We start from the raw sequence: 26,556 nt of genomic DNA on the forward strand, positions 1-26,556 counted from the left end.
CTGCCCGGGGGCGAGCTGCGGGGACGGTAGAGGCCGGGAGCCTGCGGAGCTCGACGAGCGCTGGCTCTAATTACTTCCGTTTGGTATCGTCTCTAACGGAAGTAATTGCCTTGGTCGTTCCTGCTGCGGCCGCCGCACCTCGCCGCGCTGAGCGGTGCCCGCGCCGTCGCGACCGGTGCGCGGGTGGTAGCTGCGGCTCGGCACCGCACCCCGGGATGGGTGATGATCGACGTCTTTGTCATCGCAGACAGGCCTCTGATGAGGTCCGGTTTGCGTCACTCGTGCGCCGGCTTCTTCGACGTGGTCGGTGAGGCTGCTGCGGTCGGTGACGGCGTACGTCGCGTTCGGCTCCTCCGGCCGCAGGTGACGATCGTCGACCTGCCACGACCTGTCGTCGAACCCGAGGCCGACGATCAAGGGAACGACGAAAGAGGGGTCGACGCCGACCTCCTCGACCTCGTCGCGCAGGACACCGCGATCATCCTGCTGCTCAACTCGTTGTCGGTGGCTCCTGCACTGGCGACGAACGGTGCCATCAGCGTGGTGAGCTGTCGAGCCGATGGCGCCGAGATCCGTCGTGCCGTCCGCCATGCGGCAGCCGGGCGCGTGCACGGCTCGGTGTCCGAGGATCCGGTTCGACGCGGAGTCGAGCAGTGGACGGTCCCGAGGTTGACGGTGAAGGAATCGGAGGTCCTTCCGCTGGTCACGCTCGGCCTGACCAACCGCGAGATCGCCGAGCGTCTGTCCGTCAGTCAGACGACGGTCAAGTTCCACATCGCCAACCTCATCCACAAGTACGGGGCGAACCGACGGACGGAACTCGCGTACCTCGCTGCCTGGCACGGTGCGCCTGAGCTGAAAGCGAGTCCGGGCTGACGCCGACTCGTCCGTCGTGGCTCTCGGACGTGCGGATCGGGTCGTGGCTGCAGTGGTCCGGAGTTGACACCAGATCGATCAACCGGTCACTCGCGACCAGCACCGTGTTGCCCAGGTCGAGCGCGATGTTGCCGGCCAGGAAGTGGGAGCGATGCACCCTGGCCTCAGGTCGTGGAATCGAGGACTTGACATCCATGACTAACTGGCAATACTAGATCTAGCCGGTTAGTTTCGGCGACTGGAGCCCGGGAGGCAGCGACATGGCACTTCGTACCGGACACATCGGACTGAACGTCACAGATCTGGAGCGGTCGAGCAGGTTCTACGAGGCGACGTTCGGGCTCGATGTCCTCGGCCGGTCCACCGAGCACGGACGGCGGTTCGCCTTCCTCGGCAATCCGGACGTGACCTCCGAGCGCTTCCTCGACAAGCTGGCCATCACCCTCTGGGAACAGAGCACCGGGAGCTTCTCCGGCCAGAACCCCGGACTGCACCATCTGGCTTTCCATGTCGACTCGGCCGAGGAGGTTCTGCGGATCCGCGACCAGGTGCGCGCTCAGGGGGTCGAGTTGCTGTACGATGGCGAGATCGTTCCGCACAGCAGTGATTTTGATTCAGGTGGCTTCTTCTTCCTCGATCCTGACGGGCTGCGGCTGGAAATCTGCGCTCCCGCGGGTATCGCGAAGGAACACGCGGTGGCCGGCGAAGCGCCATCCTGTGGATTCTTCGAGTAGATCCGTTTCCTGGAGCCAGGGTTGACATCCCGAGACGGCCTTCACGAGGGCGAGCTGCAGGTGCAGCACAAGGCCGGTCTGACGGCTGAAGCGGCACGCCTCGTCGGAATACTGCACAACGCGAACATCAGTGACGGGATGCGCAGGTTCCTCGCCGACCAAGATTTCGCGGTCATCACGTCTCGTGCTGCCGACGGCAGGCTGTGGACATCGCCCCTCTACGGGGTGCCAGGATTCTGCGCCGCCGACGGCGCCGCGCTGAGGGTGGCCGGCCGCCCGCGACCGGGCGACCCTCTGCATGGCCTGCAGCGTGGGAGCCTGGCCGGGATGCTGGTACTGGACTTCCAGCGCCGCAGGCGACTGCGGGTGAACGGCCTCGTGGGCGACGTCGGCGGAACCGGATTCGAACTCGCTGCCGACCAGACGTTCGGTAACTGTCCGCAGTACATTCAGCAGCAGGTCGTCGAACCGGTCGGAGAATCGGGGAATCGCTTCTCGGTCACGCACCACACACGGCTCGAGGCCGAGCATGCGGCCCAGGTGAAGCGCGCAGACACCTTCTTCCTGGGCACGGCGCATCCGACACACGGCATCGACGCGTCGCATCGTGGTGGTAGCCCGGGGTTCGTCCGCGTGGAGGCCGATGAACTATGGTGGCCGGACTATCCCGGCAACAATCTCTTCAACAGCATGGGGAACATCGCCGTGAACCCCGAGGCGTCCCTGCTGTTCATCGATTTCCACGAGGGAACGAGTCTTCAGTTCTCCGGGGAGGCGTACCTCGACTGGCATCCACCTGGTGTGCCGGGTGACGACTCCGGGACTGGGCGCCGAGTCCGCTTCCTCCCGCTGGAGGTCGTCCGTACCGTGGGAATTCCGTTCCGCTCGGTGTCGCACGAGGGCTACTCCCGGAACCCGGCGATCACGTAGTGTCGGTTTCCCGGTCCGATGGATCTCCGTGCGATTGCCGGTGAACCAGCCTCGCGTGAGTCGCCACACCGGCCCAGGCCACTGCGGCCACGACGAGGAAGCCCTGGAAGACGCCGGTGAAACCGACGCGAGAGGCCAGTTCCGCTGACGTCACCGGCGCAAGGAGACCTGCGACGCCCCATCCGGTGAACACGAGCCCGTACATCGTGCCGAACTGATGGCCGGGCACGGCATCGGAGGTCGCCGCCGGTGCCAGTGTGGACAGTGCACCGTACTGGGTCCCCAGGAGGAGAAGGGCGGTCAGCGCGAGGAATCCGGTCGTACCGATCGCCAGGGGCAGACACGCGAGGATGAGCAGCACGGAGTTGGCGTGGAGTGCTGCAATTCGCCCGACCCGATCAGACAGTGGGCCGGCCAGGAGCCGGCCGACGAAGTTCCCGACGTTCAGCAGCATGAGCGCGAGCGTGCCGGTGGACGGTGCACCGGCCAGCGACCCGGCTTGTGCGAAGGCGGCCAGGGCAGGCGCGCTACCGAGCCCGAACGCCACCCACAGTGCGACGAGCGGACCCCGCGGGTGAACGCGAACGGGCGTCCCCCCGCTTGCACGGCGGTGCCGCGCCGGCCGCGTGTCGGCGGTGCGCCCCGGAACGAGGACTGCCGCAACGGACAGGATGCCGGCGACGGACACCGCGAGCAGGACGAGTGTCCAGCTTCGCCCGACAGCTCGGAGCGACACGGCCGTCACCGGGGCGAGGACGGCGGTGCCGACGGCGTAGGCGCTGACCACAAGGCTCAGCGCGAGGCCTCGACCGGATCCGACGGTCCCCGCGACACGGACCGCCGTGGCGTACCCGAGCCCGGTCGCACCGCCGAGCAGCACGCCGAAGGTACCGATCAGGGCGCCCACGGACGACGCCGCCGCGCTGCCGAGCAGCCCGGCCGAGCAGCCGGCGGCACTGATCAGCGCGAGCGACCGAGGTGGCACCGAGTCGGCGAGCCGGCCACCGACGATAACGCCGACCATGAAGACCAGCAGGCCGACCGAGAACACGGTAGCGAGCTGGGCTTGCCCGGCCGCGGTCTCATGCCGAAGGGTCGGGGTGAACACGTCCCAGACGAACAGCGGACTCACAGCGAGATCGAGCAGCACCGCACCGGTGACCGCCCGCCTCCTGCTCACGGTTGGCGGCCCTCGGGGATCGGCCGGGACTCCACTGCTCCTCGAGCGTCGCCGATCACCATCGTCGTGTCCTTCTGTACCGCGGGATGGCACCTGCCTCCCGCCGCCGATGGTGCAGCGTGACGAAAACGCTGCTGCGACGTCAATCACGTCGTCGTTCGGTGCTCGCCCTCGACCTCGTGAACGGCGACGACGAACGTTCACCCCGGTGTGTCGGCACCGGGCTCGCCGGCCCACCCGCGCAGCCCGGCACGGAGACCACATCTGCGGGTAGGTCGGCGGTTCTCGTCACCGGGGACCGGACGTGCGCCGATCCAGGAAGTCGCGAATCAGCGGGACGACCTCGTCCATCGCGCTCTCCAGGAGGAAGTGCCCGCCGTCGAGGAGGTGGATCTCGGCGTTCGGGCTGTCGGTGGCGAACGCGCGCGCGCCGTCCGGCCCGAAGATCTCGTCGCCGCGTCCCCACACCGCCAGCACCGGAACCCCGCTGTCACGGAAGTACTCGTGCACCCGCGGGTACAGGGGCGGGTTGGTGGCGTAGTCCCGGAACAGCTGGAGCTGGACACGATCGTTGCCGGGTCGGGAGATCATCGCGTGGTCGTGGTGCCAGGTGTCCGGGCTGACGACCGACGGGTCCGACACGCCCTGCGTGTACTGCCAGCGGATCGCCTCGAGAGTCAGTGCGCCACGGACCGCCTCCTCGGTCTCAGGTGTCCAGTCCTGCTGGAAATCCCACACCGGGCGCCAGAACTCCTCGACGAAGCCGGCGTCGTAGGCGTTGCCGTTCTGGCTGATCACGGCGGTGACGGCTTCCGGGTCGGCCAGCGCCAGCCGCCATCCCACCGGCGCCCCGTAGTCCTGCACGTAGATCGCGTACCGGTGCACGCCGAGCTGATCGAGCAGTCCTGCGGTCACATCGGCCAGCGCATCGAAGGTGTAGTGGAACTCGTCGACCGACGGCGCGTCCGAGAAGCCGAACCCCAGGTGGTCGGGGGCGATGACGTGGTATCGGTCGGACAGCCTCGGGATCAGGTCCCGGAACATGAACGAGCTGGTCGGAAAGCCGTGCAGCAGCACGACCGTCGGCGCGTCGGCCCGTCCTGCCTCCCGGTAGAAGATCTGGTGCCCGCCCACAGTGGCGTAACGGTGATGCGTCACGGTCATGTCCTAACTCCTTATTTGATCGACGACGGTTACGACCGTAGGCGAGCCAGGCTAACCGGTAAATGTTGACTTGAGGGTTAGCATGGCGGGGCGCCGGTGTGGCGGACGCCTGGCACCTGCGACCGGTGTCAAACCAGCCATCGACGTGCCACTGGTTAGGATGGCGCCGGACCGCGAGCATCTGGAGGGGACATGGCAGCTCCGAGGCCCTTCGCCGATCCTCGGCCGTTGCGCAACGAGCCGTTGCCGTTGGATCTGGTCAACACCCGGTGGGTCGACCCGTCCGGTCCGTGCGACCTGCTGGAGAGCCTGGACGGGCTGGCGACCTGGCTGGAGACCAGTTGTCTCGCGGAGCGCGTGTCGGCCGACGAGGCGACGCTGGAGGCGGTGCTGTTCGCCAGGGCGGCGCTGGACGCGGTTCTGGCAGAAGGTCCCCGATCGCAGCGCGCCCAGCGGGACCTGAATGCGGTGCTGGATCACGGACGCGTCCGCCGGACCCTGGCGGCCGGACGGCCACACGACCTCGAGGAGGTCGACGCCCCGTGTTGGCTGCCCGCCTGGTTGGCCGCAGCGGAGTACCTGCGGCTGTTGACGACGGCGCCGGATCGGATCCGGCGCTGTGCCGATCCTCGGTGTGTCCTGTACTTCTACGACGTCTCCAGGAACGGAGCTCGTCGCTGGTGCTCGATGACCACGTGCGGCAACCGGTCCAAGGTGGCTCGCCACTACGCACGGCACACGCCCTGACGGATCGGTGATATCCCCTTTCCGTGACTCACTCCAGAAAACTGGCAGGCGTTAGGTATGCCATCCATCGATGCCGTCGCCCTGCTGGAGGGGGCGTCGTTGCGCGTGACCCGTCCCCGGGTCTCCGTGCTGACGATGTCTCGGCCCATCCCCACGCCGACGCCGAGACCATCGCGACGGCCGTCCGCCGCGACCTGGGGTCGGTGTCCACCCACGGGGTCTACGACGTGCTGCGCGCGCTCACAGCGGCCGGCCTGGTCCGTCGGGAGTCGTGACCGTGCTCCGCACCGCGGGAGCCGACCTCGACGCCGGCGTCCCCAGCGCCCGCGCCGCCGCCGCGATGTTCGGCCGCGAACATCTGCTGGCGGACTGAACCGCCACGGCGGGGGCACGATTCGAACCCGTGGCCGGGGGTATGCCGGCGTCATGACTGAAGAACGGACGGCAGCCGCGCGACTGGCCACCTGTACGTGTTGCCAGCGTCCGGGGTGCCGCGTGCTCATCGTGGTGAACGACGACGACGGCGGCGACGAGCGGGGCTTCGTCGCCTTCTGCCCCGACTGCGACGCCGCGGGATCGGAGGTGGACCTGGCCGACGATCCGGAGCGATCCGGCCAGGACCGGCGACGGTAGGTTCCGGCTCCCGCCGGCGGGCCCCGAGCCCATGTCGGCGCCGGCTCGACGATTCGATCCCGAGTCCGCGGGTACGCCTGGCTTCATGACCGAGGAACGCATAGCGGTGGTGCGGTCGTACACGTGCACATGTTGCCGACGCCGCGGAGCCCGCATGATGATCATGTCTGACGCCGGGAAGCCGAGCTACGTGGCCTTCTGTCCGGAATGCGACGGGCGCGGTTCGGACACCAGCCCGCCCGAGGAGCCGGACCGGCCTTCCGGGGACGCCCAGCGGTAGGGCCGTCGAGCGTTCCCGTCCGGACGGGCCCGCCGGTACCCCCGGCTGCACGCTCGCCCCGGCGGCCCGGGCGTACCAGGATGGTCAGGGCGGTCAGACCTGCTCGGAGCGATCGTCGTCGAGCAGTGCCGCCGTGCCGTTCCATCCGTCGACGAAGCCGGAGAACGCCCATGGACACCTCCTGCGCCCCCGGGCCGCCCGCCCGCACCGCGCGGACCCGCCGTCGGGGCACGGCGCCGAGGCACCCCGTCCTCCGTACCCCCGGCGAGCTCGCCGGGCACGCCCGGTGATGGCCGCCCGGCAACCGGCCGGCCCCGGCCGCGACGAGCAGGGCGGCGCGGACCCGCAGGACGCTGCTCCGGTCGGCGGCGAGGTGGTCGGCATGCCCTCGCTGGGCGAGGCGGTCGGTGGGCTGGCCGCGGCGCTGGGCCAGGGCGGGGTGGTCGCCCGGGAGGCCGCGGTGCTGGGCGGGGAGCTGGTGCGGGTGGCGCTGGGCCGTTCCTCGGTCGCTCTGGCCAAGGGCGACCGGCGGTTCACCGACCCGGCGTGGTCGCAGAACCCCGTCTACGACCGGATCGGGCGCGGCTACCTCGCTGCGGCCCGCGCGGTGGACAACGTGACCGACGCGCTGGCCGAGCGCGGCACCGAGCCCCGCCGGGTCGAGCAGGCCCGGTTCGCCACCGGCATCCTGACCAGCGCGCTGGCACCGACGAACTACCTGCCCACCAACCCGGCCGCGCTCAAGCGCGCCTTCGACACCGGCGGGTTGAGCCTGCTGCGCGGGCTGCGCAACGCCGTCGACGACCTCCGGCACAACGGCGGGATGCCGTCGATGGTGGAGCGCGACGCGTTCGAGGTCGGCCGCGACCTCGCGGTGACCCCCGGTGCGGTCGTGGACCGCGAGCCGGTGGGTGAGTTGATCCAGTACCGGCCGAGCACCGACCGGGTACGCGCGCGGCCGATCCTGATCGTGCCGCCGCCGATCGGGCGGTACTACTTCCTGGACCTGCGGCCGGGCCGCAGCCTGGTCGAGTACACGCTCGCGCAGGAGATGCAGACGTTCCTGCTCAGCTGGCGCAACCCGACGCCCGAGCAGGGCGACTGGGACCTGGACAGCTACGCCGCCCGGGTGTCGTCCGCGATCGACACCGTCCGCGAGATCACCGGCAGCGACGACGTGAACCTCGTCGGGTTCTGTGCCGGCGGGATCATCGCCACCACCGTGCTCAACCACCTGGCCGCGACCGGCGACCGGCGGGTGCACAGCATGAGCTACGCGGTGACCCTGCTCGACTTCGGCGAGCGGGCCCCGATCGCGGCGTTCCAGAACGCCGGCCTGCTGCGCCTGGTCGGCGAACGCTCGCGCCGGACGGGGATCATCACCAGCCGGCAGATGGGCGCGGCGTTCACCTGGATGCGCCCCGACGACCTGGTGTTCAACTACGTGGTCAACAACTACCTCATGGGCGACAAGCCGCCCGCGTTCGACGTGCTGGCCTGGAACGCCGACGGCACCAACCTGCCGGGGGCGCTGCACTGCCAGTTCCTCGACATCTTCCGGGACAACCTGCTGGTCGCCCCCGGCGGGATCACCGTGCTCGGCAGCCCGGTGCACCTCAAGGACATCACCGTGCCGACGTTCGTGACCGGGGCGGTCACCGACCACCTCACCCCGTGGAAGGGCTGCTACCGCACGACCCAGCTGCTCGGCGGCGAGAGCACGTTCGTGCTCAGCTACTCCGGGCACATCGCCAGCCTGGTCAACCCGCCCGGGAACCCGAAGGCGCACTACTGGACCGGCGACCCGCCCGGACGGGACCCGGACGCCTGGCACGACGGCGCCACCCGCCACCAGGGCAGCTGGTGGGAGGCCTGGACGGCGTGGCTCGAGCCGCACGCCGGCGAGCGCGTGGCCGCCCCCACCGAGCTGGGCAGTGCCACGCACCGGGTCCTCGACCCGGCACCGGGCCGCTACGTGCGCGACCTGACCTGACAGCGGCGGGGCGGGGCCGGGGGCAGGGGCGCGGGGTCACTCGTCGGTGGATGCGCGTTCGTCCTCCCGGTCCAGCCGGGCACGGCGTTCCCGCTCCCGGCGGCTGTAGGCGGCCTGCCGGACGGCGCCCTCGTCGGCGAACCCGGAACCGAGCGCACCGGCGACGGTGCCCATCGACGTCGACAGCCAGGCGACCATCACGTAGTCGTCGAACCCGGCCGGCCGGGACAGCAGGGACCCGAGGTAGTGCGGCGGGATCACCAGCGCCGCCGCGACCAGGGCGAGCGCGAGCAGCAGCGCGAACATGATCAGGACGCCGCAGGCGACCGTCAGCACCGTCGACAGGTTCGACAGCACCGTCTCCTCGCGCAGCGAGCGGCTGTGCCGCGACTCCCACAGGCCGTTGTCGACGATCAGCCAGGCGGTCATGCCCACCAGCGCGACCAGCATGACCGTCACCTGACGCCCGATGCCCAGCGCCGTCGCGAGCTGCCAGATGTTGGAGTAGAAGATGCCGAACGCGGCGCCCGCGGCCGCCGCGGCGATCGCGGGCGACAGGCTCGGCACCAGCCGCCACGGCCGGTTCGCGCGGACCAGCCCGGCGAGCAGGCGCAGCCGCCCACGCTGCCCGGTGAGCGCGAGCCGGACGTCGACCCGCTCCTCCACCCCGGCGCTGCCGGACTCGGTTTCCCCGGACGAGCGCTGCTCGGGATCGAGCCGGGTCAGCGGTCCCGCGTGGCCGTACTCCGCGTCCTCACCCACCGCGGCGCCGTCCCCGGCGGGCAGCAGGTGCCGGGTGACCAGGAAGACGACCGAGTCGCGGCAGCGCCGGTACTGGTTCCACGCACCCAGCGCGGGCAGCGACACCAGGCCGACCCGGTCCGCGACGCCGCCGTCCGCGACGACCGCGTTCGCACCGGCCCGCCGGGGCAGGTCGGTGATCAGTACGACGGCGTCGGCGCCGTCCCGCTCCCGGGCCCGCCGCCCGACCTCGATCATCGGTAGGGCCCCGCGCTCGTCCAGGGAGATCGGCTGGTCGGAGACCCGCACCTCCCAGCTCCCGCCACCGCTCGACTCCAGGACGGACGGCAGCTCCCCGGCCAGCCGCCGGGCCAGCTCGGCGGGGAGGCCGGGATCGGCGACGAGCCCGAGGACGGTCGGGCGGGAGGAAGCGGTCACGGCGCGGGACGCTAGGACGGCCCGGCGGCGGCCGCATCCCGGAGATCCGCCGGTGCGCTCAGCCTCGCGTCGTGACCGGGTCCTGCTCGGCGAACATCCTGGGTGCCACGGCACCGGCCCCTGCCGTGACCAGTGCGATCCCGACCAGCAGCAGCGCCGGCAGGAGCGAGCTGCCACCACCGGCGGCGAGCAGCGCGGTCGCGGCCAACGGGACGAAACCGGAGACGACACCGGCGAGGTTCGCCGAGAGCGCGACCCCGGAGTAGCGCAGGTGCGGCGGGAAGAGCTCGCTCAGCAGCGCGCCGGAGACGGCGTAGGGCACCGACAGCAACGCGGTCGCCAGCGTGACCCCGACGACGACCGCCACCGCCGATCGGGTGTCGATCAGCCAGAACGCCGGGAACGCGGTCAGCGCCGACGCGAGCCCGCCGCCCACGGTCACCCGCCAGGCGCCGTAGCGCTCGGCGAGCCGGCCGCCGGCGACCAGCACGCCGATCTCCACGGCCGCGGCGACCAGCGTCGCGCCGAGCATCAGCGAGCGCGGCAGGTCGAGCTGCGTCGTTCCGTAGCTGATGGCGAACGTGGTGATCAGGTAGAAGCCTCCGACGCCGAGCAGGGTGCTGCCGGCGCCGACCGCGAGCTGCGGCCACGCCCGGACCAGCACCTCGCGGACCGGCGACGACGCCCGCGCGTCCTCTTCGAGGAGCTTCTCGAACAGCGGGGACTCCTCGACCCGCCTGCGCAGCCACACCGCGATCCCGAGCAGCGGGAACGCGGCGAGGAACGGGATTCGCCAGCCCCACGCGTCGAAGCTGCCAGGCGGAAGCTGGGCGACCGCGAGGAACGCGCCCGACGACAACAGCGTCCCGACCGGCGAACCGATCTGGGGCATGGCGGCGTACCGGCCACGGCGCTCCGGCGGCGCGTGCTCGACGGCCAGGGTGACCGCACCACCCCACTCGCCACCGACCGCGACGCCCTGCAGCAGCCGCAGCAGCGTGAGCAGCAGCGGCGCGGCCAGCCCGATCGTCGTGAAGTCCGGGAGCACGCCGATCAGCCCGGTCACGATCCCGATCATGGTGACGGTGACGACGAGGCAGCGCTTGCGGCCGATCCGGTCGCCGAGGTGACCGAAGATCACCGCGCCGAGCGGACGGGCGACGAAACCGACCGCGAACGACGCGAACGCGGCCAGCGTCGCGACCACGGCGTCGTCGGTGGCGAAGTACAGCCGGTTGAACACCAGCGCGGCCGCGGTGCCGTAGAGGAAGAAGTCGTACCACTCCAGTGCGGTGCCGACGAACGCGCCGAACGCGACCTTGCGCGCGTCGGCGGCGGTCACCGTCGCCGCACCGTCCTTCCGGTCCTCGGCCATGCCGCCTCCCCGGATCGTCGTCTGCGTCGTGCCAGCATCGAGGGCCCGGGCGCCGAGCGGAACGCCCGATCGCCGCGATCTCCCGCGCTCGTGTTGTGCAAATGCACAGTTCGGGTGGCGCAGCCGGTGTCGTTGCGCCGATGACGGCCCGGCCGCTGCGTGCTGCGATGGGCACATGACCGCAGGCGGGTTCCTCGACGACTTCGCGACCCTGTCCACGTTCGGCGCGACCGAGCGGGGCGGGGTGCACCGCGAGGCGGCGTCGGCGGCCGACGAGGCCCAGCGCAACTGGTTCGCGCGCCGGCTCGGGGACCTCGGCTTCACCGTCCGTTACGACCGGGTCGGCAACCAGTTCGGACTGCGGGAGACGGTGCCGGATGCGCCGTACGTTCTCGTCGGGTCGCATCTGGACAGCCAGCCGTACGGCGGCCGGTACGACGGCGCGTACGGCGTCCTCGCCGCGGCACACGCTGTGCACCGGGCGGCGGGCACGGACGGGCTCAGGTACAACCTCGCCGTCGTCAACTGGTTCAACGAGGAGGGCTCCCGCTTCACCCCGAGCATGTTCGGCAGCGCGGTGTTCACCGGCGCGCTCGACCTGCACGCGGCGCTGGACACCCGCGACCCGGCGGGCGTCCGGGTCGGCGACCGGCTGGAGGCGATGGGGCACATCGGAACCGACGCCCCGGAGCTGGCCGGTGTCGCCGCCTACGCGGAGATCCACATCGAGCAGGGCCGGGTCCTGGAGGAGACCGGGACGGCGATCGGCCTGGTCGTCGACACCTGGGCCGCGCGCAAGTACGACCTGCGGGTGCTCGGGGACCAGTCACACACCGGACCCACCCCGATGGCCGACCGGCAGGACGCGCTGCTGGGCGCCGCGCACCTCGTCGTCACGGCCCGGGAGCTCTCCGACGAGCTGTCCACACCGGAGACACCGCTGCACACGTCGGTGTCCAGGATGGCCGTCGAGCCCAACAGCCCGGTCACCGTCGCCCGCGAGGTCACGCTCAACCTCGACCTGCGCAGCCCCGACGAGGATCTGCTCGCCCGCGCGGACGCCGTGCTGCACGAGCGGATCCCGGCGATCGAGCGGGCAGCCCGGGTCGGCGTCGAGGTCGCCGGGTCGCACCGCTGGGGCGTCCGGCCGTTCCCGGCCGCGGGCGTCGAGCTGGCCCGCCGGGCCGCCGACGACCTGGGGCTGTCCCACCGGCCGGTCTCCACGGTCGCCGGGCACGACTCGGTCAACCTCAACGGGCACGTCCCCACCGTGATGCTGTTCGTTCCCAGCGTGGCCGGGATCAGCCACAACGAGGGCGAGCTGACCCACGACGACGACGCGCTGGCCGGCGTCGAGCTGCTCACCGCGGTCGTGCGCCGGCTGGCGGCCGGGGAGCCGGCCGGCTGACCGCACCGCCCGGCGTGCCGGCCGGAGATGACGGGCGCGCCGGTCACGGACCGGCCTGGCAGGCTGGCCCGGTGGACTCCGGCGGGGCCTGGGCGCGGACGGTGGCGCGGCTGCGCCGGCGGGTGCCGGAGCTGGCGTCGGCGTTCCTGGCGCGGCTCGACGACGACGGTCACTACGCCGACCAGCCGGTGTCCCGCGCGGACCTGCGCGAGACGGCCGAGGCCTCGCTGGCGCTGCTCGTCGACCAGCTCGCCCGGACCGACGGCCGGATCGATCTCGGTGACCTCCCGGCTCGGGCGGCACCGGGCCCGGCAGGGCGTCGACCTCGACGACCTGGTCCGGGCCGTCCGGCTCGACTTCCCGGTGCTGTGGTCGGCGCTGCTGGACCAGTCCGACGACCCCGCCGCGCTGGCGTCACGGGCCGACCGGCTGTGGGCCGTGGTCGACGCCTACGCCCGCGAGGTGCACTTCGCGTTCCTGAGCGAGCAGGCCGTGCTCGCCGAGCAGCAGCGCGACGACGAGCGCCGCCTGCTCGACCTGCTGTTCGGCCCGGCCGCCGCCGACGAGCACCGGGACGCGCGGCTCGCGGCCGGGCTCGGCGTGCGCGCGGACGGGACGTTCGGGGTCTGCGCCGCACTCGCCGACCACGCGGCCACGCTGCGCGGGCGGGCCGCCCGGGCCGGCGGCGTGCACCTGCGGGAGGTCGAGTTCGGGGTCGTCGCGTTCTGGCCCGCCGACGGTCCCGCGGCGGAGCGCCTGCGGGACCGGCTGACCGCGGACGTCGCCTGCGTCGTCGACGACCGGGTGACCGGGCTCGGCGCGGTGCCCGCCGCCGCGGCCGCCCTGACCCGGATGGCGCACCTGCTCCCGCCGGACGCCGCCGGGCCGCGGGAGCCACGCGGGATGTGGCCGCTGGTCGCCCGCCGGGCCCTCGACGACCACGCCGGGCTGGCCGCCCGGCTGCTGTCCGGCCTGGAGGCGGCCCGCCCGGACGAGGTGGAGCTGCTGCGCGGGACCGCGCTGACCTACCTGGACTCCGGCAGTGTCACCGAGGCCGCGGCCGCGCTGTACTGCCACCGCAACACGGTGCTGAACCGGCTGCGGCGGTTCGAGCGGCTCACCGGGCTGGACCTGACCCGCCCACGGGACGCGGCGCTCGCCGTCGTGCTGCTGGAGCGGTAGCGCCCGCCGGTCCGGTGCGGGAGACGGTCCGGCCGGGGTTCAGGCCGCGATCCGGTCCACCCGGCCCGGAACCGGGCCGATCCGGCCCGCGCCGCCGGGGACGTCCAGCCCCGCGATCGCGTGCAGGTCGCCGGGGGTGAGCGCGAACCCGGCGAGGTCCCGGTTCTGCGCGATCCGCTCGGGCGCGTCCGACTTCGGCACCGCGACCGTGCCCTGCTGCAGGTGCCAGCGCAGCACCACCTGCGCGGGCGTCACACCCAGCCGGGCGGCGATCCCGCTCAGCACCGGCTCGCCGAGCACCGCCCCGCGCCCGAGCGGGCTCCACGCCCCGGTGACGATGCCGAGCGCGTCGTGCACCTGACGCAGCTCGCGCTGTTGGTGGTGCGGGTGCAGCTCCACCTCGTTGAGCGCCGGAGGCGTGCCGCCGAGCCCGCGCAGCCGTCGCAGGTGCGACGGCCGGAAGTTCGACACGCCGACCGCGCGGGTCGACCCGTCGGCGAGGAGCTGCTGCATCGCCTCCCAGGTCCGCAGGCACGGCCCGAGGTCGTCGTTCGGCCAGTGCACGAGCAGGAGGTCGACGTGGTCGAGGCCGAGCAGCTCCAGGCTCTGCCGCGCGGAACGCAGCGCGTCGGCGCGGTCGCGGCCGACGTTCCAGACCTTGGTGGTGACGAACAGGTCGGCGCGGGGCAGGCCGGACGCGGCGAGCGCGGCGCCGACCCCGGCCTCGTTGCCGTAGGCGGCGGCGGTGTCGATGCTGCGGTAACCCTGCGCGAGTGCCTCGGTGACGGCGGCGCGGGCGTCGCGTGACTCCGAGACCCCGAAGCCGATGCGGGGCATCGTGACGCCGTTGTTCAGGGTGATCCTGCTGCCGGGGTGCACCGGCTCACCGCTCCGCGGCGGCCCGCTCGTCGATCCGGGCCTGGATGCCGGAGTCGGAGCAGAACCCCCGCCCGGAGCTCTTCAGGCAGAGCAGCCCGACCAGCCGCCCGGCGTCGTCGGCGACGGCGACCCGGCGGCGTCCGGCCCGCGCCATCGCGGCCCGGGCGGCGTGCAGGTCGTCGCCGGGGGCGGCCACCCGGTCACCGAGGCGGCCCGCGGGGGCGGCCGGCTCCGGGTCGTCGTGGCCCTCCAGGTCGCCGCGCTCCACGACCGAGACGAGCACGCCGCCGTCGACCACCAGCAGGGCGTGGACCTTCGGGTTCTCGAAGAACGCGCGGGCGTCGGCGACGGTCGTCGCCGGGCCGCAGGTCTTCGGGAACGTGTGCATCGCGCCGGCGACCGAGGTGTCCGCGACGGTGTCGATCGGGCTGTCCATCGGTCTCCTCCCTGCTCGGCGGCCACCCCCAGGATCCGGGAGGTGGGTCGTGCGGGCAACGTGCGCCTCATCGCGGGCGGAACACGGCCAGCGCGGTCGCGAGCATCGCGTAGTACCCGGTGAGCCACACGAGCGCGGCGAGGGTGTCCCGGCCGAGCGCGGCCAGCGCCGCCGCGTACCGGTCGTCGTCGAGGTCGTGGCCGGTCAGCAGGGTCCGGACGACGTCGAGGGCGGTCCGCTCGGCACCGTCCAGGCCGTCCGGGACGGCGCCGTCCAGCAGTGCCTGCAGCTGCGGGCCGGACAGCCCGGTCTCCCGGGCGAGGCCCTCGTGCGCGGCCCACTCGAACGCGCTGCCGTGGTGCACCGCGACGGCGAGGACGGCGATCTCGCGCAGCCGGGGCGGCAGGTCGTCGTCGAACCGCAGGGCCGCGCCGAGCTGCTGGACGGCGTCGCCGATCCGCGGCGAGAACAGCATTACGCCGAACGGCCCGAGCAGGCGGCCGCGGTCGTCGACGAGCGGGACCCGGGCCTGCGCCGCCCGCGGGCCGGTCGCGATGCGGGCGTGCAGGGCGGCGCGCTCGCCGTCGAGCCCGGCCGGGTCGAGCGGGGCGGTCCGCGGGGGACCGGACGGCCGCGGGCGGCCGCGCAGGTCGTCGCCGGTGGCCTGCGCGGTCGGGTCGTCGGTCGTCACACCGGCGGAGCCTACGATCGGCACCGTGCCCACGAGCCCCGATCCCGTGCCGGAGGGGTTCCTGTCGTTCGCCGAGACGGCGCTCGACCGGACCGGGGAGCGGCTGCCGGGCACCGACCGGTCCGCGATGGCGATGGTGCTGCTGCTGCACCGGGTCGCGTCCGCGATCGTGTACGACCTGGAGTCCACCGTGCACCGGCCGGCCGGCTGGAGCTGGTCGGCGTTCCGGCTGCTGTTCACGTTGTGGGTCTCGGGGCCGCAGGAGGCGGCCCGGTGCGCCGAGCTGGCCGGGATGAGCCGGGCCGCGGTCTCCAGCCTGGCCAAGACCCTGGAGGCGGCCGGGCTGGTCGAGCGCGCCGACGACCCCCGGGACCGGCGGACCGTGGTGCTCGGCCTGACCGCCTCGGGCGCCGCACGGCTGCAGGAGACCTTCGGCGTGCACAACAAGCGCGAGGCGGACTGGGCGGGGCTGCTCACGGCCGACGAGCTCGCCACGCTCAACGGGCTGCTCGCCAAGCTGGCCGCGGCCGCCCAGGAGCAGGACTGGATCCGCCGCCGCTGACCCTGGCGTTCCGCGGCACGACGTCGTACCGTACGAAGGTAGTAAAAGGTTTGATCGTCTCCTGACAATGCCGTCCCGGAGGTTCTCCCACCATGGCCAAGCCGTTCGCCTCGTCCGCCGACACCGCGGCGAAGGAGCAGACCCTGGAGGTGCTCGCCGACGGCGTCTACGCGCTGACGGCCGAGGGCGACCCGAACATCGGCGCGATCGAGGGCGAGGACTTCCTGGTCTGCTTCGAGGCCCTCGCGACGCCGGTCGCCGCGGCGAAGTGGCTGGAGCGGCTGCGCGAGCACACCGACAAGCCGATCCGCTACCTCGTCCTGTCGCACTACCACGCCGTCCGCGTCCTGGGCGCGAGCGCGTTCGACGCGCAGACGATCGTCGCCCACGAGACCACCGCCGCGCTGATCGCCGAACGCGGCCTGCAGGACTGGGAGTCGGAGTTCGCCCGGATGCCGCGCCTCGCCGAGGGTGCGGACTCCGTGCCCGGGCTGACCTGGCCGACCATGACCTTCGCCGACCGGCTCACGATCGACCTCGGCGGCGACCGCGGCGAGCTCGTCCTGGCCCACCACGGCCGCGGGCACACCGAGGGCGACATCACCGCGTGGCTGCCCCGGCACAAGATCCTGTTCGCCGGTGACCTGGTCGAGGCGCAGGCCGCGCTCTACACCGGCGACGCGTTCCACCGCGACTGGGCGGGCGGCACGCTGGACGCGGTGGCGGCACTCGGCGCGGAGCAGCTGGTCGGCGGGCGGGGCGCGGTCAGCCGCGGTCGCGCCGAGGTCGACGCCGCGATCGCCCAGACCCGGCACTTCCTGCAGGCCATGATCGCCGAGGTGGGTGCGGTGCAGCGGCGCGGCGGGACGCTGAAGGAGGCGTTCGAGGCCACGCACGCCGCACTGGTCGACGACTACGGCCACTGGCCGATCTTCGAGCACTGCCTGCCGTTCGACGTCTCCCGGCTGTGGGACGAGCTGTCCGGGGTCGAGCGGCCGGTGATCTGGACGGCCGAACGCGACCGGGAGGTCTGGGCGCAGCTGCAGGGAGCCTGAGCCGTGTGGGCACACGATCCCGTCGTCGTGATCGGTGCCGGCCCGGTCGGGCAGACGACGGCGCTGCTGCTGGCCCGCTGGGGTGTGCCGTCGATCGTGCTCGACCGCCGCCCGGAACGGGACGCCGTCGGCTCGAAGGCCATCTGCCAGCACCGTGACGTGCTCGACGTCTGGGAGGCGGTCGGCGCCGGCCGCCGGATCGCCGACGAGGGCGTCACCTGGACGACGGCGCGGACCTACCACCACGGGGCGGAGCTGTTCTCGCAGACCATCGCCGACCCGGGCCGCTCGGCGTTTCCGCCGTTCGTGAACATCTCGCAGTGCCGGACCGAGCAGGTGCTCGACGAGCGCATCGCGGCGCAGCCGCTGATCGAGGTCCGCTGGGGCCGCGAGGTCACCGGGATCTCCCAGGACGACCACGGGGTCACCGTCGACGCGGGCGGCGCGGTCCGCGGCTCCTACGCGGTGGTGTGCGCCGGCGCCCGCAGCGATCTCCTGCGCCGCGGGCTCGGGGTCTCCTTCGAGGGTCACAGCTTCGACGACCGCTTCCTGATCTGCGACATCCGCGCCGAGCTGCCGGGCTGGGCGAACGAGCGGCGGTTCCACTTCGACCCGGAGTGGAACCCGGGCCGGCAGGTACTGATCCACCCGTGCCCGGACTCGACGTTCCGCATCGACTGGCAGGTCCCGGCCGGCTACGACCTCGACGCCGAGACGGCGTCCGGCGCGCTCGACGCCCGGATCCGGCGCATCATCGGTGACGTGCCGTACGAGGTCGTGTGGTCCTCGGTCTACCGCTTCCACTCGCGGGCGGTGGACCGGATGCGGTGCGGCCGGGTGCTGCTCGCCGGCGACACCGCGCACCTGGTGTCGCCGTTCGGCGCCCGCGGGCTGAACTCCGGTGTCGCCGACGCCGAGAACGCCGCCTGGAAGATCGCCTGGGTCGGGTACGGGCGCGCGCCCGAGGCGCTGCTGGAGACCTACCACGACGAGCGGCACGCCGCCGCCGTGGAGAACATCGAGGTCACGACGGCGACGATGGACTTCCTGGTCCCGCCGGACGCCGAGCGGGCCCGGTACCGGGCCGACGTGCTGTCCCGCGCCGCGTCCGATCCCGAGGCCCGGGCCCGGGTCGACTCCGGCCGGCTCTCCGAACCGTTCTGGTACGTCGACTCGCCGCTCACCACCCCGGACCCCGACCGCCGGTTCGCCGGGCGGCCGCCGCGCGGCCAGGCGCCGCCGCCCGGCCCCGGGGTGCTGGTCCCGGACGGCCCGGCGACCCTGCCCGACGGCACACCGACCCGGCTGCGGGCGCTGGCCCGCGACGGGTTCCTGCTGCTGCTCGGCACCGGCGCCGACGACGCGGCGGCCCGCGCCGTGGCGCAGGAGCAGCCCGGCCCGGTCCGGGTGCTGTCCCTCGACGCCCTGGACGGCGAGGAGGCCGGCCCGGCGGAGATCCTCGGCGCCCGCCCCGGCGAGGTGTGGGTGGTCCGCCCGGACGCGCACGTCGCCGCCGTCCTGCACCGGCCGTCCCGCGACGACCTCGCCGCCGCACTCGCCCGCGCCACCGCGCGGACCGTCCGTCCCAGGGAGGAGAACCCCGATGGCGTACTACCGGCACGTCGGTGACGTCCCGCCGAAGCGGCACACCCAGCACCGCAGGCCCGACGGGACGCTCTACTACGAGGAGCTGATGGGCGAGGAGGGGTTCTCGTCGGACTCGTCGCTGCTCTACCACCGCGGCGTGCCGTCGGCGGTGGTCGACGCGACCCCGTGGGAGCTGCCCGACCAGTCGCTGGCCGAGAACCGGCCGCTGATCCCGCGGCACCTGCGGCTGCACGAGCTCGGCGCCCGGGACTGGAAGGCCGTCGACCCGGTCACCGGGCGCCGGCTGGTGCTGGGCAACGCCGACGTGCGGATCTCCTACGTCGTGGCCGGAGAGGCGAGCCCGCTCTACCGCAATGCCGTCGGCGACGAGTGCGTCTACGTCGAGTCCGGCTCGGCCACCGTCGAGACCGTGTTCGGCATGCTCGCGGCCCGCCAGGGCGACTACGTGTTGCTGCCGCGCTCGACCACCCACCGGTGGGTGCCGGAGGGCTCGGACCCGCTGCGGCTCTACGCGATCGAGGCCACCTCGCACATCGCGCCGCCGAAGCGCTACCTGTCGCGCTACGGCCAGCTGCTCGAGCACGCCCCGTACTGCGAGCGCGACCTGCACGGCCCGGGGGAGCCGCTGCTCGCCGAGGGCACCGATGTCGAGGTCCTGGTCAAGCACCGCGGCGGCGAGCACGGCATCACCGGCACCCGCTACGTCGTGCCCACCCACCCGTTCGACGTCGTGGGCTGGGACGGCTGCCTGTACCCGTACACGTTCAACGTCGCCGACTTCGAACCGATCACCGGGCGGGTCCACCAGCCGCCACCGGTCCACCAGGTCTTCGAAGGCAACAACTTCGTGATCTGCAACTTCGTGCCGCGCAAGGTCGACTACCACCCGCTCGCGGTGCCGGTGCCCTACTACCACGCCAACGTCGACTCCGACGAGGTCATGTTCTACTGCGGCGGCGACTACGAGGCCCGCAAGGGCTCCGGGATCGGGCAGGGCTCGATCTCCTTGCATCCCGGCGGGCACAGCCACGGCCCGCAGCCCGGCGCGGTCGAACGGGCGCTGGGCGCCGAGTACTTCGACGAGCTCGCCGTCATGGTCGACACCTTCCGCCCGCTCGCCCTCGGCGAGGGCGGCACCGCGAGCGAGGACCCCGCATACGCCTGGACCTGGGCCGGTCGCGGCCCGGCGTCGTGAGCTGAGGGAGACCGGACATGGAGATCCTCACGGACACCGAGCGGCTCGCCGAGCTCGATGCCGACGCCCTGCACCGCCTGGTCGGGCTGGTCGAGCACGACGACTCCCGGGACCCGTTCCCGGTCACCGGCTGGGACGCCGTCGTGTGGGCGGTCGGCAACGCCACCCAGGCCTCGCTCATGTTCCAGAACGTGTACGGCATGGAGCTGGTCGCCTACTCCGGCCCGGAGACCGGCAACCGGGACCACCACGCGTACGTGCTGCGATCCGGGGCGGTCCGGTTCGAGCTGCGCGGCGCCGTCGACCCGGCCAGCCCGGTCGCCGACCATCACCGCGCGCACGGCGACGGCGTCGTCGACATCGCCCTCGAGGTGCCCGACGTGGACCGCTGCGTCGCCCACGCCCGGGCCCAGGGCGCGACCGTGCTCGTCGAGCCGCACGACGAGTCGGACGAGCACGGCACCATCCGGACCGCCGCGATCGCCACCTACGGCCAGACCCGGCACACCCTGGTCGACCGGTCCCGCTACGCCGGCCCGTACCGGCCCGGCTACGTCGCCCGCACCTCCACCGTGGTGCGCCCGGAGGGCACCCCGAAGCGGCTGTTCCAGGCCCTGGACCACGTCGTCGGCAACGTCGAGCTCGGCCGGATGGACGCCTGGGTGGACTTCTACCACCGGATCATGGGCTTCACGAACATGGCCGAGTTCATCGGCGACGACATCGCCACCGAGTACTCGGCGCTGATGAGCAAGGTCGTCGCCTCCGGCAACCACCGGGTGAAGTTCCCGCTCAACGAGCCCAGCCCCGGCAAGCGCAAGTCGCAGATCGACGAGTACCTGGAGTTCTACGGCGGCCCCGGCGTCCAGCACCTCGCCCTGGCCACCGGTGACATCCTCACCACCGTCGACGTGCTGCGTGCCCGCGGCGTGGAGTTCCTCGACACCCCGGACGCCTACTACTCCGACCCGGAGCTGCGGGCCCGGATCGGGAAGGTGCGCGTGCCGATCGAGGAGCTGCAGGAGCGCGGGATCCTCGTCGACCGCGACGAGGACGGCTACCTGCTGCAGATCTTCACCAAGCCGGTCGGGGACCGGCCGACGCTGTTCTTCGAGTTCATCGAACGCCACGGCTCGCTGGGCTTCGGGAAGGGCAATTTCAAGGCCCTGTTCGAGGCGATCGAGCGGGAGCAGGAGCGGCGCGGGAACGTCTGACGGCTGTGCCGGCCCGGTCTGCAGGTGTTCTCGGGTCCGGGATCGGGCTTGGCATCGGCCGGCCGCCGTGTCGACGCGAGTAGGTCGTGGCGGGACCGGCGACGTCCCGACCGGGCGGGCGCGGCCAGCTCCTCGACCCGTTCGGCCCGGTGCCGGGTTCGAACAGATCCCGCTCCGCCGCACCACCGGGCAACGGTGCCTTGCAGGCGCGTCTCCCGGAGGTGCCGCGCCGGCCGACGCGTCGACACCGTTGGGCCGTCCGAGTGAACTTGCGCGGAGGGGTGCATCACGACCCGGTCTTGTCGGGGGTCGCACGTATGTTCGATTCATGGCCGAGGTGGTGGAGCTGATCGACCGGGCAGCAGGATTGCCGCCCGGCCCGGAGCTCGCCACCGTCCTGGCCGAACTACCGTGGGAGAAGCTGCCCAACGACCGGCTGGTCGAGGTGCTGCAGGCCCGCGACCGGCAGCTGGCCCACGAGAACGCCGGGTTCTACGCCGGGCTGGTGGAGATCAGCCACGCGGCCGCGGTCGCCGACCTGCCCGAGAACACCGCCTCTCGGGCCGAGGCCGTTGTGCGGTCGGAGGACCAGTTCGAGTGGGCGGCCGGGGAGATCGCGGCCGGGCTGACCTGGACCCGGGCTCGCGCCGAGCGTGAGCTCGGGTTCGCCACCACCCTGTGCCAGCGGCTGCCGTGGGTGTTCACCGCGCTCGAGGAGGGTCGGATCGACCTGGCGAAGGTCCGGGTGCTGGTCGACTACCTCGACCCCGGCACCGGGGACCTCACCGCCGAGCAGGCCCGGAAGCTGTGCGATCGGTTCCTGCCCCAGGCGCCGGGGTGGACCACCGCCCAGCTGCGCGACCGGCTCTACCGGGCCCTGCTGCACCTGAACCCGGCCCTGCGCCGGCGCCGCTACCAGCGCGCCGTGCAGGCCCGCGGCCTGGCGCTCTACCTGGACCCGCACACCGGCACCGCCACCCTGACCGGCACCGGGCTGCCCGCCGACGAGGCCGCCGCCGCGGCCGCCCGCCTGGACCGGCTGGCCGCGGCCTGCCGGCGGGCCGGACACCCCGGCACCCTGGCCCAGATCAGCACGGACCTGTATCTGGGGATGCTCGACGGCGCCTTCCACGGCCTGACCGAGGCCGAGATCATCGACCGGCTCCTGGCCTCCCCCGCCCCGAAGACCAGCCCACCGACACCACCACCACCGCGGACGCCGTCACCGCCGACACCGCGACCAGCGGCACCGCCACCGGCACCGACGACGGCGAGGTCGGCGCGGGCGAGTCCGGCCCCGGAGAATCCGACGTGAGTGAGTCCGGCACCGGCACCGGCACCGGCACCGGCACCGGCACCGGCACCGGCAACGGCGACTCGGCCGGCACCGGGACCGGGTCGAGTCCTGCGGGCAGGCCGTCGACCGGCCCGGCCGGGGACCCGCCCGCGGCCGAACAGCCGGCCCAGGACCGGTGGGCGCACGACCGGGTCGCCACCCGCGAAGGCATCGAACTCCGCGTCGGACTCGGCACCCTCGCCGGCCGCGACGACCGCCCCGGCGACATCCCCGGCCTCGGCCCGATCACCGCCCACACCGCCCGCACCGCCGCCACCACCCAACACCGCGGCGCCCGCTGGATCTTCGCCATCACCGACCCCGACGGCTACCTCCTGCTGGCCGGACCGCTGCGCCGCCGCCCCCGCACCCGCGCCCCGAACAACCCGAACGCCCCGAACCCGCCCGGCACCCCGCCCGGTGCGCCGCCGGTGCGCGGCGGAGTCGTCGAGCTCCACATCAGCCTCGACGAGCTCGACCGCTACGCCACCGACCCCCAACTGGCCGACTGGCACCCACTGCTCGCCGAGATCGCCCACGCCTGGGCCGACCGCGACACCCGGCACGCCCGACTCGACGCCGACCCCACCGCCCGGTTCGCCCGCGGACCCCTGGCCACCCACATCCAGGTCCGGGACCACACCTGCATCGGCCCCGGCTGCACCCGCCCGGCCCGACGCTCCGAGCTCGACCACACCACCGACCACGACCACGGCGGACCGACCGTGCCCGCCAACATCGGACCCTGCTGCGGCCGCCACCACACCGACAAGGACCGCGGCTGGACCCTGACCCAACCCGAACCCGGCCGGTTCTGCTGGAAGAGCCCCTTGGGGCGCACCTACCGCACCCGCGGCGAACCCGTCCGCCCCGACCTCCCCGGCCCCGACCCGGCCGACCCCGGCCGGGCCGACTCCGACCCGCCCGACCCGGACCCGCAGGAGCACGAGGAGCCGGGCGAACAGACCGCCGCCGAAGTCGACCGGGACCTGCGGAAGCACGACACGCTGCTACTGCAACGCCCGGCGACCAACCCGCCCCTGCCACCACCACCACCGAAACCGCAAACGAAGCCGGACGACGAGCCGCCGCCGTTCTGACCGTCTCGGGCACGTCGAATCCGGGCTCGCCACTGTGCCCGGGTGCGGCTCGCGCACGTACTCGGTGCCCTCCCGGACGGCGGCGGCGACCCGGTCCCGGGCGGCCTGCACGGCGAACGTGCCGGTGCAGCGGGCTCGGGGGGGGGGGCGTGGCCCGCGCCCAGCCCGCGGAGGCCGATCAGTCCCAGATCCGGCGCCACGGCCGGTCGGACTCGAGCGCGAACGCCAGCTCCAGCAGCGTCCGCTCGTCCCCGACCGCGGTGGACAGGTGCACCCCGACCGGGAGCCCGTTGCCGGCCGCCCCGGCCGGCAGGGAGATCGCCGGAGCGCCGGCGACGTTGCACAGCGGGGTGAAGGCGACGTAGTCGAGCAGCCGGGAGATCAGCACGTCGAACGGGAGCGTCGGGCTCAGCCACCCGATCTCCGGCGGGGTGTGCGCGAGGACCGGGGAGAGCAGCACGTCGTGCCGGGTGAAGAGCTCGGCGTAGGTGTGGGCGACCCGGCGGAGCCGGTGCAGGAACACCGGGGTCCGGGCCATCACCTTCTTGTAGTGGTCGGCGAGGCCGTGGGTGAGCGCATCGAGGCGGTCCGGGTCGAACGTGCGGCCGTGCAGCCACCGCCCCCCGGTGACCACGGAGAACGCCAGCAGCCCCCAGTAGTCGAGGAAGTCGTCGACGAACCGGGTGGCGACGCCGGTGCCCGCCTCGCTGACCTCGTGGCCGTGCTTGCCGAGCAGCTCCGCGACCTCGGTGACCCGCGCGCGGGTGTCGGCGTCGACGGACGCGCCGGTCGGCGAGTCGAGGACCAGGCCGACCCGCAGCCGTCGCCGGGCCGGCCCCTCGATCAGGCCGACCGGGGGCAGCGCCGGGTTCCGGCGCTGCCGGTCGGCGGCCGCCAGGAAGGTCGCCGTGTCGCGCACCGACCGGGAGAGGACACCGTCGGCGACCAGGTCGATCGGCATCCGCGCCCCGTTGGCGTTCGGGGCGAGCCGGCCACGGGACGGTTTCAGCCCGACCAGCCCGCAGGCCGCGGCCGGGATGCGGATGGAGCCGCCGCCGTCATTGGCGTGCGCGATCGGCACCACGCCGGCGGCCACCAGCGCCGCCGCCCCGCCGGAGGAGGCCCCGGCGGAGAACCGCGTGTCCCACGGGTTGTGGACCGGGTCGGCGTCGGCGTACTCGGTGGACGCGTTCAGCCCGTACTCCGGCATCCGGGTCAGGCCGACGACGTCGAGGCCGGTCGCGAGGAGCTGGCGGGTGACCTCGGCGTGCTCGCGGGCGGGCACCGGGGTGTACGCGGTGGTGCCGTTGGCGACCGGCCAGCCCCGGACGTCGGTGTTGTCCTTGACCAGGGTGGGGACACCGGCGAACGGCCCGGACGGGTCCCCGGTCACCGGCTCGGCGATCCGGTCGAGGGCCAGGCCGTGCAGCTCCGGCTCGACCTGCGCGGCCCGCGCGGCGACCGCGGCCCGCAGCTCGGCCGCAGACACCTCGCCGCGGTGGAGCCGGTCGGCCACCCCGACGGCGTCGTCGTCACCGAGAGCGTCGTCCGCGAACGCGTGCACCCGTGTGCCCATGGACAGATGATGCTCGCCGGGGTCCGACCACCGGAGAGGGACCCGCCGCCTACCCGAAGAACACCTCGGCCTCGGCGTACAGGGACGGGTCGACGGTCTTGAGCTTCTCCGTGGCCTCGGTCAGCGGGCAGGTGACGATCTCGGTGCCGCGGAGCGCGACCATGCTGCCCCACTTCTCGTCGTGCACGGCCTCGATCGCGTGCAGCCCGAAGCGGGTGGCCAGCCAGCGGTCCCGCGCGGTCGGCGTGCCCCCGCGCTGGACGTGCCCGAGCACGGTCGTGCGGGCCTCCTTGCCGGTGCGCTGTTCGATCTCGTGGGCCAGCCAGTCACCGATCCCGCCGAGCCGGACGTGCCCGAACGCGTCGGTCTCGCCGGACTGCAGGTACTCGTCGCCGCCCTTCGGCTTCGCGCCCTCGGACACGACGATGATCGGCGCGTAGTCGCTGCGGAACCGGCTCTCCACCCACTTGCAGACCTGGTCGATGTCGAACTCGACCTCCGGCAGCAGGATCGCGTTCGCGCCCCCGGCCATCCCGGCGTGCAGCGCGATCCAGCCCGCGTGCCGGCCCATCACCTCGACGATCAGCGCCCGGTGGTGCGACTCGGCAGTGGTGTGCAGCCGGTCGATGGCCTCGACCGCGATCTGCACCGCCGTGTCGAACCCGAACGTGTAGTCGGTGCCGGACAGATCGTTGTCGATCGTCTTCGGCACGCCCACGACGTTCACCCCCGCCTCGTGCAGCTTGGCCGCGACGCCCAGGGTGTCCTCGCCGCCGATCGCGACGAGCGCGTCGATCCCCTTGTTCCGCAGCGTCTCGCGGATCCGGTCGACGCCGTCGGGGAGCGCGAAGGGGTTCGTCCGCGAGGAGCGGAGGATGGTGCCGCCGCGTGGGAGCAGCCCGCGCACGGCGGGGATGTCGAGGGTCATGGTCAGGCCTTCGAGCGGGCCCCGCCAGCCGTCCCGGAACCCGACGAACGAGTACCCGTACTCCGGGACCCCCTTACGCACGACGGCTCGGATGACAGCGTTGAGACCGGGGCAGTCGCCCCCACCGGTGAGTACTCCGACGCGCATCCCTGCTGTCCTCTCTATCGATCAAGTTGACGCCTGCACGGCACCGCGGTCGGCAGTGACGCACATCGCACACAGTAATCGGTGTCACGCCGGCCGTCGTCGTGCACCCGGGCGGAGCGGTGGCTGCGCAGGGTCGGCGGGTGGCGGT

Annotated in this window: 24 protein-coding genes and 1 pseudogene; 16 read left to right on the forward strand and 9 right to left on the reverse strand. The window is 73.0% G+C overall.

Features of this window, described 5'->3' with window-relative positions:
- Nucleotides 1–222: 222 nt before the first annotated feature.
- The 3 genes from H7X46_RS28080 (at nt 223) to H7X46_RS28090 (ending at nt 2,540) form a co-directional block, all read left to right on the forward strand.
- The gene (locus tag H7X46_RS28080; protein WP_255426953.1) at nt 223–876 is read left to right on the forward strand and encodes a response regulator transcription factor; all 654 of its coding nucleotides are present in this window, start codon (nt 223–225) and stop codon (nt 874–876) included.
- 260 nt (nt 877–1,136) lie between these two features.
- Complete coding sequence (locus H7X46_RS28085; protein ID WP_186362206.1) at nt 1,137–1,610, forward strand: VOC family protein; 474 nt, start codon at nt 1,137–1,139, stop codon at nt 1,608–1,610.
- 60 nt (nt 1,611–1,670) lie between these two features.
- On the forward strand, nt 1,671–2,540 hold the full coding sequence (locus H7X46_RS28090; protein WP_370589021.1) for a pyridoxamine 5'-phosphate oxidase family protein: 870 nt from the start codon (nt 1,671–1,673) through the stop codon (nt 2,538–2,540).
- Here the strand turns inward: H7X46_RS28090 and H7X46_RS28095 are convergent.
- Nucleotides 2,533–3,690, reverse strand: a complete 1,158-nt coding sequence (locus H7X46_RS28095) for an MFS transporter (protein ID WP_186362208.1) — start codon at nt 3,688–3,690, stop codon at nt 2,533–2,535. The two genes, H7X46_RS28090 and H7X46_RS28095, sit on opposite strands and share 8 nt — an antisense overlap.
- A gap of 318 nt (nt 3,691–4,008) precedes the next feature.
- The gene (locus H7X46_RS28100; protein WP_186362209.1) at nt 4,009–4,884 is read right to left on the reverse strand and encodes an alpha/beta fold hydrolase; all 876 of its coding nucleotides are present in this window, start codon (nt 4,882–4,884) and stop codon (nt 4,009–4,011) included.
- Nucleotides 4,885–5,076: 192 nt separating this feature from the next.
- Here H7X46_RS28100 and H7X46_RS28105 point away from each other — a divergent pair, with 192 nt between their 5' ends.
- From H7X46_RS28105 to H7X46_RS28120, 4 genes and pseudogenes are all read left to right on the forward strand, one after another.
- Nucleotides 5,077–5,631: a CGNR zinc finger domain-containing protein gene (locus H7X46_RS28105; protein ID WP_186362210.1), complete on the forward strand. Its 555-nt coding sequence runs from the start codon at nt 5,077–5,079 to the stop codon at nt 5,629–5,631.
- A 57-nt stretch (nt 5,632–5,688) separates the two neighbouring features.
- Nucleotides 5,689–5,897, forward strand: a pseudogene (locus tag H7X46_RS30255) (transcriptional repressor); the annotation flags it as partial.
- Nucleotides 5,898–6,126: 229 nt separating this feature from the next.
- Nucleotides 6,127–6,264, forward strand: coding sequence for a hypothetical protein (locus tag H7X46_RS28115; protein WP_186362211.1), 138 nt, complete (start codon nt 6,127–6,129; stop codon nt 6,262–6,264).
- A gap of 569 nt (nt 6,265–6,833) precedes the next feature.
- Nucleotides 6,834–8,537: an alpha/beta hydrolase gene (locus H7X46_RS28120; protein WP_186362212.1), complete on the forward strand. Its 1,704-nt coding sequence runs from the start codon at nt 6,834–6,836 to the stop codon at nt 8,535–8,537.
- Between the two features lie 36 nt (nt 8,538–8,573).
- Here H7X46_RS28120 and H7X46_RS28125 read toward each other — a convergent pair whose 3' ends face one another.
- Nucleotides 8,574–9,716, reverse strand: a complete 1,143-nt coding sequence (locus tag H7X46_RS28125; protein ID WP_186362213.1) for a hypothetical protein — start codon at nt 9,714–9,716, stop codon at nt 8,574–8,576.
- A gap of 58 nt (nt 9,717–9,774) precedes the next feature.
- Complete coding sequence (locus H7X46_RS28130) at nt 9,775–11,091, reverse strand: MFS transporter (RefSeq protein WP_186362214.1); 1,317 nt, start codon at nt 11,089–11,091, stop codon at nt 9,775–9,777.
- Between the two features lie 175 nt (nt 11,092–11,266).
- Here H7X46_RS28130 and H7X46_RS28135 point away from each other — a divergent pair, with 175 nt between their 5' ends.
- Together H7X46_RS28135 and H7X46_RS31015 are read left to right on the forward strand one after the other, a co-directional pair.
- Nucleotides 11,267–12,499: a M20 family metallo-hydrolase gene (locus H7X46_RS28135; protein WP_186362215.1), complete on the forward strand. Its 1,233-nt coding sequence runs from the start codon at nt 11,267–11,269 to the stop codon at nt 12,497–12,499.
- A gap of 279 nt (nt 12,500–12,778) precedes the next feature.
- Nucleotides 12,779–13,681, forward strand: a complete 903-nt coding sequence (locus H7X46_RS31015) for a helix-turn-helix domain-containing protein (RefSeq protein ID WP_186362216.1) — start codon at nt 12,779–12,781, stop codon at nt 13,679–13,681.
- 39 nt (nt 13,682–13,720) lie between these two features.
- Here the strand turns inward: H7X46_RS31015 and H7X46_RS28145 are convergent, their stop codons facing one another.
- The 3 genes from H7X46_RS28145 to H7X46_RS28155 all read right to left on the reverse strand — a co-directional run bounded on the left by H7X46_RS28145 (nt 13,721) and on the right by H7X46_RS28155 (nt 15,687).
- A complete protein-coding gene (locus H7X46_RS28145) occupies nt 13,721–14,560 on the reverse strand; it encodes an aldo/keto reductase (protein WP_370589022.1) in 840 nt (279 codons plus the stop codon).
- A 4-nt stretch (nt 14,561–14,564) separates the two neighbouring features.
- Nucleotides 14,565–14,996, reverse strand: coding sequence for a CBS domain-containing protein (locus H7X46_RS28150; protein WP_186362217.1), 432 nt, complete (start codon nt 14,994–14,996; stop codon nt 14,565–14,567).
- A 67-nt stretch (nt 14,997–15,063) separates the two neighbouring features.
- Nucleotides 15,064–15,687, reverse strand: coding sequence for a carboxymuconolactone decarboxylase family protein (locus H7X46_RS28155; protein WP_186362218.1), 624 nt, complete (start codon nt 15,685–15,687; stop codon nt 15,064–15,066).
- A gap of 25 nt (nt 15,688–15,712) precedes the next feature.
- On the opposite strand from H7X46_RS28155, the gene H7X46_RS28160 reads away from it, so the two are divergent.
- The 7 genes from H7X46_RS28160 (at nt 15,713) to H7X46_RS30435 (ending at nt 23,757) form a co-directional block, all read left to right on the forward strand.
- Entirely contained in the window at nt 15,713–16,249 is a 537-nt protein-coding gene (locus H7X46_RS28160) for a MarR family winged helix-turn-helix transcriptional regulator (RefSeq protein ID WP_370589024.1), read from the forward strand.
- A 92-nt stretch (nt 16,250–16,341) separates the two neighbouring features.
- Nucleotides 16,342–17,304, forward strand: a complete 963-nt coding sequence (locus H7X46_RS28165) for an MBL fold metallo-hydrolase (protein ID WP_186362219.1) — start codon at nt 16,342–16,344, stop codon at nt 17,302–17,304.
- A 3-nt stretch (nt 17,305–17,307) separates the two neighbouring features.
- Nucleotides 17,308–18,933, forward strand: coding sequence for an FAD-dependent monooxygenase (locus H7X46_RS28170; RefSeq protein WP_370589025.1), 1,626 nt, complete (start codon nt 17,308–17,310; stop codon nt 18,931–18,933).
- Nucleotides 18,908–20,107: a homogentisate 1,2-dioxygenase gene (locus H7X46_RS28175; protein WP_186362220.1), complete on the forward strand. Its 1,200-nt coding sequence runs from the start codon at nt 18,908–18,910 to the stop codon at nt 20,105–20,107. Before H7X46_RS28170 ends, H7X46_RS28175 begins: the two co-directional genes overlap by 26 nt.
- A gap of 17 nt (nt 20,108–20,124) precedes the next feature.
- Nucleotides 20,125–21,321, forward strand: a complete 1,197-nt coding sequence (gene hppD / locus H7X46_RS28180) for a 4-hydroxyphenylpyruvate dioxygenase (RefSeq protein WP_186362221.1) — start codon at nt 20,125–20,127, stop codon at nt 21,319–21,321.
- Between the two features lie 328 nt (nt 21,322–21,649).
- On the forward strand, nt 21,650–22,636 hold the full coding sequence (locus H7X46_RS28185) for a DUF222 domain-containing protein (protein WP_186362222.1): 987 nt from the start codon (nt 21,650–21,652) through the stop codon (nt 22,634–22,636).
- Complete coding sequence (locus tag H7X46_RS30435; RefSeq protein ID WP_186362223.1) at nt 22,633–23,757, forward strand: HNH endonuclease signature motif containing protein; 1,125 nt, start codon at nt 22,633–22,635, stop codon at nt 23,755–23,757. The genes H7X46_RS28185 and H7X46_RS30435 overlap by 4 nt, the downstream gene beginning before the upstream one ends.
- A 178-nt stretch (nt 23,758–23,935) precedes the next feature.
- Here H7X46_RS30435 and H7X46_RS28195 read toward each other — a convergent pair whose 3' ends face one another.
- Together H7X46_RS28195 and H7X46_RS28200 are read right to left on the reverse strand one after the other, a co-directional pair.
- Nucleotides 23,936–25,333 (reverse strand): amidase, encoded by a 1,398-nt coding sequence (locus H7X46_RS28195; protein WP_186362224.1) that lies wholly within the window; start codon nt 25,331–25,333, stop codon nt 23,936–23,938.
- A gap of 49 nt (nt 25,334–25,382) precedes the next feature.
- Nucleotides 25,383–26,408 (reverse strand): 6-phosphofructokinase, encoded by a 1,026-nt coding sequence (locus tag H7X46_RS28200; RefSeq protein WP_186362225.1) that lies wholly within the window; start codon nt 26,406–26,408, stop codon nt 25,383–25,385.
- Between the last annotated feature and the right edge of the window lie 148 nt (nt 26,409–26,556).

Origin of the sequence: Pseudonocardia sp. C8, assembly GCF_014267175.1 — a bacterium.
Lineage (GTDB): Bacteria > Actinomycetota > Actinomycetes > Mycobacteriales > Pseudonocardiaceae > Pseudonocardia.

Coding starts and splice junctions, on each gene's coding strand:
- H7X46_RS28080 (WP_255426953.1), top strand. CDS start 223: ATGATCGACGTCTTTGTCATCGCAGACAGGCCTCTGATGAGGTCCGGT.
- H7X46_RS28085 (WP_186362206.1), top strand. CDS start 1,137: ATGGCACTTCGTACCGGACACATCGGACTGAACGTCACAGATCTGGAG.
- H7X46_RS28100 (WP_186362209.1), bottom strand. CDS start 4,884: ATGACCGTGACGCATCACCGTTACGCCACTGTGGGCGGGCACCAGATC.
- H7X46_RS28105 (WP_186362210.1), top strand. CDS start 5,077: ATGGCAGCTCCGAGGCCCTTCGCCGATCCTCGGCCGTTGCGCAACGAG.
- H7X46_RS28120 (WP_186362212.1), top strand. CDS start 6,834: ATGGCCGCCCGGCAACCGGCCGGCCCCGGCCGCGACGAGCAGGGCGGC.
- H7X46_RS28130 (WP_186362214.1), bottom strand. CDS start 11,091: ATGGCCGAGGACCGGAAGGACGGTGCGGCGACGGTGACCGCCGCCGAC.
- H7X46_RS28135 (WP_186362215.1), top strand. CDS start 11,267: ATGACCGCAGGCGGGTTCCTCGACGACTTCGCGACCCTGTCCACGTTC.
- H7X46_RS28150 (WP_186362217.1), bottom strand. CDS start 14,996: ATGGACAGCCCGATCGACACCGTCGCGGACACCTCGGTCGCCGGCGCG.
- H7X46_RS28165 (WP_186362219.1), top strand. CDS start 16,342: ATGGCCAAGCCGTTCGCCTCGTCCGCCGACACCGCGGCGAAGGAGCAG.
- H7X46_RS28175 (WP_186362220.1), top strand. CDS start 18,908: ATGGCGTACTACCGGCACGTCGGTGACGTCCCGCCGAAGCGGCACACC.
- hppD (WP_186362221.1), top strand. CDS start 20,125: ATGGAGATCCTCACGGACACCGAGCGGCTCGCCGAGCTCGATGCCGAC.
- H7X46_RS28185 (WP_186362222.1), top strand. CDS start 21,650: ATGGCCGAGGTGGTGGAGCTGATCGACCGGGCAGCAGGATTGCCGCCC.
- H7X46_RS28195 (WP_186362224.1), bottom strand. CDS start 25,333: ATGGGCACACGGGTGCACGCGTTCGCGGACGACGCTCTCGGTGACGAC.
- H7X46_RS28200 (WP_186362225.1), bottom strand. CDS start 26,408: ATGCGCGTCGGAGTACTCACCGGTGGGGGCGACTGCCCCGGTCTCAAC.